Source organism: Lysinibacillus sp. KU-BSD001 (assembly GCF_042920265.1).
GTDB lineage: Bacteria > Bacillota > Bacilli > Bacillales_A > Planococcaceae > Lysinibacillus_B.
Genome location: NZ_JBDQZI010000012.1, coordinates 1 through 12,570, shown reverse-complemented (window position 1 = coordinate 12,570; position 12,570 = coordinate 1). Strand labels below are relative to the sequence as shown.

Genomic DNA, 12,570 nt, shown 5'->3' with positions numbered 1-12,570 from the left:
TCGGGCCGCCTTCACCGAGACAGCCCTTTCACCTCACAATTTCAATCAAATCCATATATTCTGATTCATTATTTCAACGTTGCTTTTACTTTTTCAGCTACTTCTTCAGACACCCAAGTTGTCCAGATTTTTTCATGTTCTTTCATCCACCACTTTGCTGCATCCTCTGGTTCTACTTCATTTTCACCCATATATTCTAATGCTTGTTCTGTTAAGTCATTACTTGTTTCATAGTGACTTAGGAAATCAACAACATCCTTTGCTTGTGTTGGTAAGTCTTTATACACGGCAACCACAACATCATTCGGTGGAAATTCCGTCCCCTTTGAACTTTCCCAAACTTCCTCGTCATACGGATGGTCTTCAAGTAATGTTAAATCATAGCTAGCTGTGACCCATGTTGGCGACCAATAGTAACCTACCCATGGCTCCCCCTTTGTGTATGCGCCAGCTAAATCAGCCACAATCGCCGCATCAGAACCCGGTGCTAAATAGTTATACTGTTCATCAAGACCATATGTTACAAGTTTCGTCTCCAAGTGTTCACTAACTGCCCAGCTTGACGGTGCACCGACGATTCTCCCTTTGCTACCATCTTCAGGATCTTGGAATAGTTCAGGATACTTCGCTAAGTCTTGAACAGTTTTTAAATCTGGTGCAACTGCTTCAATCCCTCTTTCTGCATCCCCTTTTATTACGTAAGTTGGAACATATAATCCTTGTGCATTATCTGCAAAGTTAGTCGATAGCTTGACAATCTTTCCACTTTCGACTGCTTTTTCATACACTTCTTTCACGTTATCCGTCCATACTTCCATATAGACATGAAGATCACCTTGTTCAAGTGCTTGCATCGTAGTAGCTGTTGTGCCACTCACCACTTCGGTTTCATAGCCATACCCTTCTTCAATAATGAGCTGAGCAATGCTATTGTGAACGCGAATACTATCCCATCCCGCATCCGCAAACTTAATGACTTCAATGCTTTCTACACTCTCTTCATCGCTACAGGCAGCTAGTACTAAAAACGTCACTAGTAGCAATAAAAACTTCATCCTTTTCATTATCTTTTACCCCTTTTGATCTTATATTTTTCTCTCAATACATGTTGGAAATGTAAGCATCATTAGTTGAGAATAATTTGATTTTCCTGCTCATCGATACCTATAGCACTCTTCGTCATAATTTGCGCTAGTGCTTGTTCCATCGTATAACTCCCTTTTTCCTGATTCATAATCCACTTCGCTGCATAAATGGCCCCTTGCCCAAAAGCAGCTCTGTTATGGGTTTCATGCACAATTCGGATTGTTTGATTTGGCAAACCAAAAACAACCTCATGTTTCCCTACAACACTACCAATGCGAATCGAGTTTACATGTTGTTCTTCATCTAATCCTAATGCTTTTGCAATTCTTATGGCCGTTCCTGAAACATCTTTTTTGTCTTTGAAATGTTCTTCGATAATTTCAATATCTGAATCTGGGACAATTTCTTGTAGTAACTTCGAAGCTTCCATTAAAAAATTAATACCTAGTGTAATATTAGGAGAATAGAGAATGGCCGTCTGCTGACTTAATGCCTTTAAATCCTCAATATCCCCTGGCTCATAATTAGAAATGGCAGAAACAATACGACTACCATACTTCACTGCATGTTGATACTCCTTCACCGCACAGGAGCTAGAAAAATCAATAATCACATCCACTGGATTTTCCTCATAAAAGCGATGGAAATCGACTTCCTGAAATGAAAAAATCCTCCCTTCCCCATGCACATGCCCTAGTAAATGGCTGGCAAATTCACCGGTATGCTCAATCGATTTCTTCATGACCCACTTTAATTCACAATCGGCGTCATTAATAATTTCATTGGCAACAGCAGCTCCTGTACGCCCAAACCCAAATAATCCAATGGAAATTTTCATATCACCACATCCCCTTTATGTTATTTTTACGCTCCCCTAAGTCACAATTTTGTACTTACTGCCCACAAATTCAAAGTAACAACTCATTATAAAATATAAGTTGTTTGTTTGATTAACTACTTAAATTTATTACAAAGTTGTTACTTTTGTCAAATAAATATTTCCATTTTATGACGCTTTTGTCCATAAAAAAAGCTTAAATAACAGGGATAATCCCTTGCTATTTAAGCGTTTTACTTACTTGTAAAAATTGTTCTGCATTAGAAAGACAGATCTCGTCGCCGATAAAATATAAAATATCCCCTACTTCAAGTGTAGCGTATGGACCAGGTGAAAGAAGTAACTCATTCTTTTTGCGAATGCCGACGATGGTAGCCCTTGTATTTTGCCAAAAATTAATTTCACTAATGCTTTTAGATAAATACGGGCAAGACTCACCAATCTCTAATTGAAACGGAACAAAAGGATTAACCGATTGAAATCGATTCGTACGATTAATGAGCTCTTTCGCCGTTTCTTGTAGGTTATTTAACTCCGCAAACTGTTTTTCAATACTCATACTTAGCTCTTTTTGTAATTCTCGTACCGATTTAATCCCTTCAAGACGATGAACAAAATTCGCTGCATTTTCATATGAAGTAATGATTACACCACTTCCTTTTGTTGCTTCGACAATGTTCAAATCTTGTAACACAGCGATAGCGCGACGAGCCGTTTCCGCCGATACGCCATACTGCGAAGCTAATGATGAGCGTGCATAAATTTTATCCCCGATAATATACTTTTTCTCCACAATTTTTGTCGCAATATCTTCTGCAATAATTTGATATCTAGGTTGTTTAATTTGAATTGATTTCGGTTCCATAATTGCAAATCCCTTCAGGATATAATGTATCTTCCTACTACCATAACGCTTAAGCGCATTATTCTCAAGATTGAATTGATAGTTAACGTAAATTCCCCGTATTTATAGATATATAGGAACTCAAGGCAATTGATAGAAATGTTAATGTCAATGGCTTTTACACAACTATTAGTAGCTATTGTTACCGCATTATAAAAAAGCTATAAGCATGGTTACTTGTTATATAAATAAAATTTTCTTACTGGGAAGTACAAAAATCTCTTCTATGCAATAAAATAAAGTACCTTGTTCTGATATAAGGAGGTTTAACGATGGGCGCTATAAACGGAAAAACTTTTATTGAACGTATTAATCAACTAAATAATGAAATTTGGTTTAATGGTGAAAAGGTGGAGGGAAAAATATCGGAGCATCCTGCTTTTAAAGGGCTCCTACAAACAAAAGCCGCGCTTTATGACTTACAGCATGACCCCAACCTAAGGAATGATATGACGTTTACATCACCTACCTCAGGGGAACGTATCAGCCTTTCGTATTTACAGCCGAAAACAAAAGAAGACTTAGTGAAAAGGCGCAAAATGATGGAACATTGGGCAAGATATACGAATGGGATGATGGGCAGAAGTCCCGACTACTTAAATAGTGTTTTAATGAGCTTTGCTTCATCTGCCGACTTTTTAAACGGAAAAGAAAACTGCTTTCCACAGCATCTACAAGCCTTTTATGAATACGCAAGAGAAAAAGACCTCTCCTTTACACATACCTTTATTTCACCACAAGTCAATCGCTCACAATATTACATGGAAGATAGTAACGAACCGATTGCTGCAAAAATTATCGAAAAAAATGAAGAAGGAATCATTATAAAAGGGGCACTGCTACTGGCGACTCAAGGAGGGCTAACCGATGAAATATTAGTTTTTAGTACCGCTAAGTTTTTCTTTGATGAAGATGAGATGTTTGCTTTTTCCATCCCATCTAATACAAAAGGGTTAAAGTTTATTTGCCGCGATACATTTATCGGTGGGGCATCGTCCTTTAACTATCCATTAAGCTCTCGGTACGAAGAAATGGATAGTCTTGTCGTCTTTGATACTGTACTCGTACCTTGGGATCGCGTATTTTATTATCATAATAATGACGTAGCCCAAAACTTCATCTCTCATAGCTCTTTCAACCATTTTGCCAATCAGCAAGTATTAACAAGGCAAATTGTTAAAACAGAGTTTATTTTAGGGCTAGCGGAGCTTCTAGTAGACACCATTAACATCGGTGAATATCAACATGTACAAGAAAAGATATCAGAAATTATTATCGGACTTGAAACAATGAAAGCACTCGTAGAAAAGTCAGAGCATCACGCCACATTAGATGAATGGGGATATATGCGTCCTGATCTTACCCCGCTAACAGTCGCTACCAACATTTTCCCTAAAATTTACCCGCGTTTCAGCGAAATTCTTCAAATCATAGGTGCTAGTGGCCTGATTGCTTTACCAACCGAAAAGGCATTCCAATCGCCTATTAAACCTGCATTAGATCACTATCTTCAAGGAACGAAAACATTAGCAGAAGATCGGGTCAAAATATTTCGGTTAGCGTGGGACTTAACGATGAGCGCATTTGGCACAAGACAAACACAATATGAGCGATACTTCTTTGGTGATCCTGTACGATTATCCGGTCATTTATACAAAAGCTACCCCAAAAATGACTATGTCAAAAGAGTGAGCCAATTCTTACATTTAGATAAGCATTGACTTGTTTACACAAAATCAATATGAAGCATGTATCCAGTCATAATCAACCATACTAATGCAAATTCATTTAATGCTAGGTGGCTATTATGAAACGAAAAATAATTGCTATATGTATTTTACTCGTCCTGATTTGTGCTGGGCTCGTATTATCGATTTCGATGTCTCCTACGAAAGAGATGAGCATCGATATAGCGCAACCCTCAAAAAAACCAGTGATTATCGTGACAGTCGACTCGCTCATGACAGAACCGCTAAAAAAAGCGATACAAGATGGAAAAGCACCCGCCTTCTCATTTTTAGTGAATAAAGGACAATTATATCCCGATTTCATTAGTTCCTATCCGACGATGTCCGTCACCATTGATAGTACATTGCTAACAGGTACTTATGCGAACGAACATAAAATCCCGGGTCTTATTTGGTTTAAAGAAGAGGAAAACCGCATGATTAGTTACGGTAGCGGTATTAGTGAAATGTGGCATAATGGGCTAAAAAATGTGGCGCTTGATAGCGTCATCCGCTACAATCAACAACACTTAAGTAAAGAGGTGCAAACGATTCACGAGGCATTAGCAAATCAACAGCTTCAATCCGCTTCCATTAATGGACTGTTATTTCGCGGAAACGTGCAGCATCAAATGAATGTGCCAAAGCTCATTTCACTCGTAAACCTTTTACCAGGGAACCTTGAAATGAACGGGCCTACATTACTATCACTTGGCGCATTATCTCAATATAACCCGAAAAACGATCGCCATAAATTGGCGTGGGATCGCCTCGGCTTCAATAATGATTTTACGATTAATGAGTTGAAATTTCTCATTCAAAACAATCAATTGCCATCCTTTACACTCGCCTATCTTCCTGATGCCGATGCCGAGCTACACAAAAATGGGCCGAATGATTTAAAAGCGATTGAAAAAGCCGATGCATCACTTCAACAATTATTCGATACGTATTCCTCTTGGGAAGAGGCAATCGAAGAAGCGACATGGATTGTCCTTGGCGATAGTGGTCAATCCTTTATAGGAAAGAATAAAGAAAGCTCACTGATTAATTTAAATGATATACTAAACAATTATTCCTTTTGGGAACGCAAAAATAAAGATGCTCAAATGGCGATTGCCATTAATGAACGCATGGCCTATATATATATAAATGATGGCACGATACCACAAGCAGAAGTCATAGACACATTAAAGAAAGAGGAAAGAATTCATTTTATTGCTTGGACAGAGGATGGAACGAACTATGTAGCCAGTCCGCAAAGCGAGCAACTACTGACATTTTCACCAAACGGACCGTATATAGACCCGTACAAACAAACGTGGACAATTGAAGGGGATGTCACTATTTTAGATGTTACGCTGGCTGAACAAAACACGATTCAATACAATCATTATCCTGATGCACTTGCAAGACTCCACGGAGCACTTCATTCGCAGGAAGGAAATGTTTTAATTGTTGATGCTAAGCCGTATTTTGAGTTCATCACAGAACATAGCCACGACCATGCTGGCGGTGGTGCACATGGTTCGTTGCATAAAATGGATTCTGTCGTCCCCGTGATCGTTGCGGGAACAGATGAGAAACCACCATTTAACCGGTTGGTGGATCTAAAAGAATGGATTCTTCAATTAGTAGGTGGCTCGTAAATGACGAGTCACCTACTGCCTTTTCTTTAGATGACTTCCGCAGACTGCCTCACAAGTTTCTTATAGTAGGCATGCTCCTGCAATAGCTCCTGATGTGTGCCGGTTCCTGAAATATGTCCATTTTCTAGCACGATAATTTGATCCGCATGCGTAATCGTTGATAAACGATGGGCAATAATAATCGTTGTGCGTCCTTGCATCGCTTGTTGTAATGCTGCTTGCACATACTTTTCGGATTCGTTATCTAAATTGGATGTTGCTTCATCGAGCAGTAAAATGGGTGGATTACGTAAAATGGCCCGTGCAATCGCGATACGTTGGCGTTGACCACCCGACAATTTGATGCCCCCTTCTCCAACTTGCGCGTCTAAACCACCCTCTAACATTTGCACAAAATCCCATGCATGTGCTTTTTGGAGGGCATCAATAATTTCCTGTTCCGTTGCGTTCGGTGTACCGTACTGCACATTTTCTCTTACTGTACCATTCATCAGTGGACTTTCTTGCGAGACATAGCCGAATAATCCTCGCCAACGATCTAAACAGAGTTGCTCAATCGATTGCGTCCCGTAGTAAATGGCACCCCCTGTTAGCTCATAAAAGCGTTCCATTAATGAAAACAGCGTCGTCTTTCCGCCACCACTTGCACCGACAAGCGCCGTTGTTTTGCCAGCCGGAATAGTCAGAGATAGCTGATTAAAAATAGGCTTATCTCCATATTGAAAAGCGACAGCATCAAATATAATATTAGCTTGCTTTGTGTCTGGCTGAGCTACTCCCCCTTGCTCTACTGGATAAGCAAGTAATTCGTGCAATCTTTCTGTTGCACCAAGCGCCTTTTGAAGCGAAGTAAAAAACGTGGCCATTTGTGTAAACGGCACGATAATTTGCACTAAATAAAACATAATCGCCACAAGCGCCCCAGCAGAAATCGCGCCTGTTGCCACTTGTGCGCCGCCATAGCCAAATAGCAAAATGAGCACAAGCATCATGACAAGCGTCATAATTGGCGATAAAATAGCGAGCACTTTCGCTTCCTTTAAACCGAAGCGATATAAATTAACAATTTGTGCTTTACCCTTTTCCTTTTCTAGTGGCTCTGCTTGATATGCTTTTACGAGGCGAATATTTGTCAGCACTCGACCTAAGTTCCCTGAAAAACTGGCTAGCTCGTCTTGATTCGCTTTTGCAATTTGATTCATCTTCTGCCCTAATGGGAGCATCACACCAATAGATAGTGGCACCGCAATGAGCATTAGCAATGTCATTTTCCAATCAATCCATAGCAAAATCCCGACTGAACCAATAATCGTCAGTATCCCTGTAAAAAACGTAATAATATGTTGAGTAATTAATTCTTTTACCACATTTGTATCTTGCGTAATACGGCTCATCGTTTCGCCAGATTCATGTGCATCAAAATACGTAATACGTAGCTGAAGTACATGCCCCCAAACCCGCTCTCGAATAGCGGCAACAATTTTCTCACCGATTGTCATCATCATGTAAAATGCGATTCCTGAAATCGCTGCTTGCACGATAAGTACTCCCGCTACGAAAAGAAGGGCTAAAAAGGAAATGTCCCCTTCCGCAAACCGATTGATCATATTCATTGTTAACAGTGGGACAGCTAATCCTACCCCTGTCTCAATAATGCCGAGTATGATGGCTAGAACAATAAGCCCTTTTGGTGGATTTGCTCGCTTAACTAGTTGCCATAATTTATTTGGCTGAAATGTACTTTTTTGCACCACTATTACCTCCCTCAATTTAAAGTTACTCAATCTGCTCTTATACCTATCTTCTGTTGCTGTACAAGCAGCTTCCTCTCATGCTTATATTATAGAGACTCACGTAACGTAAGAATCAACAGAAACAACTACAATTTTTACATAAAAACCCCCATATAGCTTTCAGATGTACTCGCTATTGGAGGTATCGTGTTATTTATTTACTTTTACTTCGCCAAGGAATGTCGTGTGTAAAAACGCTAGTCTTCTTGCCATTTCTTCAGGCGTATTTTTGAAACCTTGTTTAATCCAATAAATGAATAGGCCTAAAAATGCATAGGTTTCATAAAAATTAATGGCCTCTTTATCAAACCAGATTTCTTGTTGCAACGTTAATTCTTTACGACCTATACTTCCTAGTGTCTCGCAAAATGTATTTTGCGAACCTGGAATAACTTCTCCCATCAGCATCAGTGAAAACACGAATTGATTGTTATAGACAAATGTAAAAATGGGAATGCTCAGTGTAGGATCAGATAATGTAAACGTCTCTTTCCCTTTATAACTATCGCGATAGTATTGAGCCAGCTCGTCTAAATAGTCTCTAAAAATATCCGCTAATACCTGTGTACTATCTTCATAATGAGAGTAAAATGTCACACGATTACAACCCGCTACTTTTGCAATTTCTGTAATTGAAATAGCTTTAAAGTCTTTTTCCTTTACTAAAGTTAGTACTGCATCTTTTAATTTTTTCCGCGTTCGTATGATGCGTCGATCTTCTGTTACCACTTGCAACATCACCTAATTTCATACAATCTTTTCACAAAGTATAGCATGAATACGTGTACGGTGCTTTTTTCATTCCATCATTAAAACTATCGAATATTCCGAAAGTAACGTCTTTTTAATAATGAAGTGCTTTAAATTGACACTCCCTACTCTATTCTGTTAATTTACAATTGTAGTTTATATTTATCATACATATCATAAGGAACTGTGCGTTTTTTCATAGATTCCTTTTATTTCCTATGGTATGTTGAACACAATGATAGCTTACCATCCATAACATTGGTACAAAACAAGTTCGATTTCATTATTATATTTAGGAGGAGTTTCATTATGGCTCGTTTAGAAGGTAAAGTTGCAATTATTACAGGTGCTGCTCAAGGTATGGGTGCTGCACACGCAAAATTATTCGTTGAAGAAGGCGCAAAGGTTGTCATCACTGACTTAAACGAAGAAAAAGGTCAAGCATTAGTAGCTGAATTAGGTGAAAACGCAGTATTCGTTAAACAAAACGTAGCAAACGAAGCAGACTGGGCTACAGTCATTGCTACAGCAGAAGAAGCTTTCGGTCCAGTAAACGTTTTAGTAAATAACGCTGGTATTACAATGGCGAAATCACTAATGGAAACAACGGTTGAAGAATACCGTCGCATCGTAGAAATTAACCAAGTATCTGTATTCTTAGGTATGAAAGCTGCACTTCCTTCAATGCAAAAAGCTGGTGGCGGTTCAATCGTTAATATTTCTTCTTTAAACGGTTTAGTTGCTGGTGCGATTGGCTACACAGATACAAAATTCGCTGTACGTGGTATGACAAAAGCAGCGGCAATGGAAGCGGCTCACTACAACGTGCGCGTAAACTCTGTACACCCAGGTGTAATCGCTACACCAATGGTAGTACAAGAAGATACAAAAGCAGCAGTAGAAGAATTTGCAAAGCACATTCCATTACGACGTGTTGCGCAACCAGAAGAAGTTTCGAAAATGGTATTATTCTTAGCATCTGATGACTCTAGCTACTCTACAGGTTCTGAGTTTGTAATCGATGGCGGCGTAACTGCACGCTAATCATTCAAAAAGACTGCATGTGCAATGCAGTCTTTTTATTATTTATATGATGAGATTAACACCACTACAAAAAACGTAGCTTTAACTATCCAAAGCTACGTCCTTGTTTTATTTAAATCCAAACCACACTGTTAAGATGTATGCTCTGACCAACGTCGCTTAATTTTATAACCCACTATAAACAAAACGCTTAAATAGAGCAATATTAAAATAACTGTGCTTAATTCATTATCCTCAAACTGATTCCCTGCCAAAGTGAAGGCTAAAATGGTCGGTAACTTTCCTAAAAGAGTCGCTAAAAAGAAGGCTCTAAGACTGATCATTGATACACCAGCAATCATATTAACCCCTGCTGATGGCAGTACTGGTATTAATCGACCTATTAGTATTGCTAAAAATCCGTTGCGTTCAAGCAAATGAAAAAAACCTGTTACGCTATGCCATTTGCTAACCTTTCGTAATGCCCAATCCTGCAAAAAGTAACGGCAGGTAATAAACATTAAAACAGAGCCACACACTGTTCCACCTAAATTTATCAACAACGCTATAGGGATTGAATACTGAGCTCCAATGGCACTAGCAATAAGCGGAATAGGCATAGCCGGCACAAATGCGAGCACCGTCATTAGAACAAACCCAAACCAAGCTGTAAAGACCGAATTTCTTTCAATTAATCCTAATAGAAACTGTTCCATCACACACTCCTAAAGTTTTAACACTCTCTTCATCATGCTATACACACTTATTTGCTTAAAATATAGACTACCAATTACTCTAATTCACTTTCATCCCTCTATAGCATATTTCAAGAGAATCATCAGCTCAATAATTACCTAATGGAAACTAAAAAACCCCTAGTAGCGTAACGTTAAAATATAATATCATACAAAACACCTTCCAAAATAATCTATATATCTATTATTTCAACACCTATGTTTTATACTATATCTAGCTATTCATTAATACGACAAAAATAAAAAAGTATGCAGCACTCGCTACATACTTTAGATGACCCGTACGGGATTCGAACCCGTGTTACCGCCGTGAAAGGGCGGTGTCTTAACCACTTGACCAACGGGCCATGGCTCCGAAGGTAGGACTCGAACCTACGACCAACCGGTTAACAGCCGGTTGCTCTACCACTGAGCTACTTCGGAATAATATAATGGTGGGCCTAAATGGACTCGAACCATCGACCTCACGCTTATCAGGCGTGCGCTCTAACCAGCTGAGCTATAGGCCCATTTATTATGTAATGGTGGGTCAGGACGGAATCGAACCGCCGACACTTAGAGCTTCAATCTAATGCTCTACCAACTGAGCTACTGACCCATATAAATGGCGGTCCCGACCGGGATCGAACCGGCGATCTCCTGCGTGACAGGCAGGCATGTTAACCGCTACACCACGGGACCATTTGGTTGCGGGGACAGGATTTGAACCTGTGACCTTCGGGTTATGAGCCCGACGAGCTACCGAACTGCTCCACCCCGCGATAATATTATGATTGCTGAAGTTTTATTCTAGTTCACCATTTTCTTTTAAAACAAAATGGCGGAGGAAGAGGGATTCGAACCCCCGCGCGGTTTAACCCGCCTGTCGGTTTTCAAGACCGATCCCTTCAGCCGGACTTGGGTATTCCTCCGTATAAATGGTGGCTACCGAGGGAGTCGAACCCACGACCTTTCGGGTATGAACCGAATGCTCTAGCCAGCTGAGCTAGGTAGCCATTGAAAATAATATTTGGTGGAGCCTAGCGGGATCGAACCGCTGACCTCCTGCGTGCAAGGCAGGCGCTCTCCCAGCTGAGCTAAGGCCCCAGAGTCGGAATGACAGGATTCGAACCTACGACCCCTTGGTCCCAAACCAAGTGCTCTACCAAGCTGAGCTACATTCCGAGTTTAAAAATATGGCGCGCCCGACAGGAGTCGAACCCATAACCTTCTGATCCGTAGTCAGACGCTCTATCCAATTGAGCTACGGGCGCATAATAAATGGTGCCGAGGGCCGGAATCGAACCGGCACGGTGGTCACCCACCGCAGGATTTTAAGTCCTGTGCGTCTGCCAGTTCCGCCACCCCGGCATATTGGAGCGGAAGACGAGGTTCGAACTCGCGACCCCCACCTTGGCAAGGTGGTGTTCTACCACTGAACTACTTCCGCAATATGCTGTAATTTTTATTCTGACAGTATATAAAGTTAAATAGTGCAAATTAATACAATGGAACTTATAAGCCTTCTTCTAGCATTAGCTCCTAAATATAGTATATCCTCTACCACTGCATAAATATTATGAAATGGTGAGCCATGAAGGACTCGAACCTTCGACCCTCTGATTAAAAGTCAGATGCTCTACCAACTGAGCTAATGGCTCTAAATAATAATGGGGCGACTGATGGGAATCGAACCCACGAATGCCGGAACCACAATCCGGTGCGTTAACCACTTCGCCACAATCGCCATTGTTGTTAATAGTGGCTTTAAAACCTGGCAGGGGCAGTAGGAATCGAACCCACACCAAAGGTTTTGGAGACCTCTATTCTACCGTTGAACTATGCCCCTAAATGGTGGAGGGGGACGGATTCGAACCGCCGAACCCTAAGGAGCGGATTTACAGTCCGCCGCGTTTAGCCACTTCGCTACCCCTCCAAGGGATGGTGCCGGCGATAGGAGTCGAACCCACGACCTACTGATTACAAGTCAGTTGCTCTACCAACTGAGCTACACCGGCATAAATATGGTGGAGGATGACGGGCTCGAACCGCCGACCCCCTGCTTG

Annotated in this window: 9 protein-coding genes and 18 tRNA genes; 3 read left to right on the top strand and 24 right to left on the bottom strand. The window is 40.5% G+C overall.

The window, feature by feature from the left end:
* Positions 1–68: 68 nt before the first annotated feature.
* From AAGS61_RS15730 to AAGS61_RS15720, 3 genes are all read right to left on the bottom strand, one after another.
* The gene (locus AAGS61_RS15730) at positions 69–1,064 is read right to left on the bottom strand and encodes an ABC transporter substrate-binding protein (protein WP_391373943.1); all 996 of its coding nucleotides are present in this window, start codon (positions 1,062–1,064) and stop codon (positions 69–71) included.
* Positions 1,065–1,126: 62 nt separating this feature from the next.
* Positions 1,127–1,924 carry a 4-hydroxy-tetrahydrodipicolinate reductase gene (locus AAGS61_RS15725; protein ID WP_391373941.1) on the bottom strand — a complete coding sequence of 266 codons (798 nt, stop codon included), beginning with the start codon at positions 1,922–1,924 and terminating at the stop codon, positions 1,127–1,129.
* A 220-nt stretch (positions 1,925–2,144) separates the two neighbouring features.
* Positions 2,145–2,789 carry a TrkA C-terminal domain-containing protein gene (locus AAGS61_RS15720; RefSeq protein WP_391373938.1) on the bottom strand — a complete coding sequence of 215 codons (645 nt, stop codon included), beginning with the start codon at positions 2,787–2,789 and terminating at the stop codon, positions 2,145–2,147.
* 311 nt (positions 2,790–3,100) lie between these two features.
* Between AAGS61_RS15720 and hpaB the strand changes: the two genes are divergently transcribed.
* Entirely contained in the window at positions 3,101–4,549 is a 1,449-nt protein-coding gene (gene hpaB / locus AAGS61_RS15715) for a 4-hydroxyphenylacetate 3-monooxygenase, oxygenase component (RefSeq protein WP_391373936.1), read from the top strand.
* An 86-nt stretch (positions 4,550–4,635) separates the two neighbouring features.
* The gene (locus tag AAGS61_RS15710; protein ID WP_391373933.1) at positions 4,636–6,204 is read left to right on the top strand and encodes an alkaline phosphatase family protein; all 1,569 of its coding nucleotides are present in this window, start codon (positions 4,636–4,638) and stop codon (positions 6,202–6,204) included.
* Between the two features lie 26 nt (positions 6,205–6,230).
* On the opposite strand, the gene AAGS61_RS15705 is transcribed toward AAGS61_RS15710, so the two are convergent.
* Together AAGS61_RS15705 and AAGS61_RS15700 are read right to left on the bottom strand one after the other, a co-directional pair.
* The gene (locus AAGS61_RS15705; protein WP_391373930.1) at positions 6,231–7,955 is read right to left on the bottom strand and encodes an ABC transporter ATP-binding protein; all 1,725 of its coding nucleotides are present in this window, start codon (positions 7,953–7,955) and stop codon (positions 6,231–6,233) included.
* Positions 7,956–8,147: 192 nt separating this feature from the next.
* Positions 8,148–8,726 (bottom strand): TetR/AcrR family transcriptional regulator, encoded by a 579-nt coding sequence (locus AAGS61_RS15700; RefSeq protein ID WP_391373927.1) that lies wholly within the window; start codon positions 8,724–8,726, stop codon positions 8,148–8,150.
* A 330-nt stretch (positions 8,727–9,056) separates the two neighbouring features.
* On the opposite strand from AAGS61_RS15700, the gene AAGS61_RS15695 reads away from it, so the two are divergent.
* Positions 9,057–9,791: a glucose 1-dehydrogenase gene (locus tag AAGS61_RS15695; protein WP_391373925.1), complete on the top strand. Its 735-nt coding sequence runs from the start codon at positions 9,057–9,059 to the stop codon at positions 9,789–9,791.
* Between the two features lie 131 nt (positions 9,792–9,922).
* Here the strand turns inward: AAGS61_RS15695 and AAGS61_RS15690 are convergent, their stop codons facing one another.
* The 19 genes from AAGS61_RS15690 to AAGS61_RS15600 all read right to left on the bottom strand — a co-directional run bounded on the left by AAGS61_RS15690 (position 9,923) and on the right by AAGS61_RS15600 (position 12,522).
* A complete protein-coding gene (locus AAGS61_RS15690; protein WP_391373922.1) occupies positions 9,923–10,486 on the bottom strand; it encodes a TVP38/TMEM64 family protein in 564 nt (187 codons plus the stop codon).
* A gap of 314 nt (positions 10,487–10,800) precedes the next feature.
* Positions 10,801–10,872 (bottom strand) — tRNA-Glu (locus AAGS61_RS15685).
* Between the two features lies 1 nt (position 10,873).
* A tRNA-Asn gene (locus AAGS61_RS15680) sits at positions 10,874–10,948 on the bottom strand.
* 9 nt (positions 10,949–10,957) lie between these two features.
* A tRNA-Ile gene (locus AAGS61_RS15675) sits at positions 10,958–11,034 on the bottom strand.
* A 13-nt stretch (positions 11,035–11,047) separates the two neighbouring features.
* Positions 11,048–11,123 (bottom strand) — tRNA-Phe (locus tag AAGS61_RS15670).
* Positions 11,124–11,130: 7 nt separating this feature from the next.
* Positions 11,131–11,206 (bottom strand) — tRNA-Asp (locus tag AAGS61_RS15665).
* A 3-nt stretch (positions 11,207–11,209) separates the two neighbouring features.
* Positions 11,210–11,286, bottom strand: a tRNA-Met gene (locus AAGS61_RS15660).
* Between the two features lie 57 nt (positions 11,287–11,343).
* Positions 11,344–11,436: transfer RNA gene (locus tag AAGS61_RS15655), tRNA-Ser, on the bottom strand.
* 7 nt (positions 11,437–11,443) lie between these two features.
* Positions 11,444–11,520 (bottom strand) — tRNA-Met (locus AAGS61_RS15650).
* Positions 11,521–11,535: 15 nt separating this feature from the next.
* A tRNA-Ala gene (locus tag AAGS61_RS15645) sits at positions 11,536–11,611 on the bottom strand.
* Between the two features lie 4 nt (positions 11,612–11,615).
* A tRNA-Pro gene (locus AAGS61_RS15640) sits at positions 11,616–11,689 on the bottom strand.
* A gap of 12 nt (positions 11,690–11,701) precedes the next feature.
* Positions 11,702–11,778, bottom strand: a tRNA-Arg gene (locus tag AAGS61_RS15635).
* 8 nt (positions 11,779–11,786) lie between these two features.
* A tRNA-Leu gene (locus AAGS61_RS15630) sits at positions 11,787–11,875 on the bottom strand.
* A gap of 4 nt (positions 11,876–11,879) precedes the next feature.
* Positions 11,880–11,954 (bottom strand) — tRNA-Gly (locus AAGS61_RS15625).
* 135 nt (positions 11,955–12,089) lie between these two features.
* Positions 12,090–12,165, bottom strand: a tRNA-Lys gene (locus AAGS61_RS15620).
* A gap of 10 nt (positions 12,166–12,175) precedes the next feature.
* Positions 12,176–12,251, bottom strand: a tRNA-His gene (locus tag AAGS61_RS15615).
* A 28-nt stretch (positions 12,252–12,279) separates the two neighbouring features.
* Positions 12,280–12,353 (bottom strand) — tRNA-Trp (locus tag AAGS61_RS15610).
* A gap of 3 nt (positions 12,354–12,356) precedes the next feature.
* Positions 12,357–12,440: transfer RNA gene (locus tag AAGS61_RS15605), tRNA-Tyr, on the bottom strand.
* 6 nt (positions 12,441–12,446) lie between these two features.
* Positions 12,447–12,522, bottom strand: a tRNA-Thr gene (locus AAGS61_RS15600).
* Positions 12,523–12,570 lie beyond the last annotated feature (48 nt).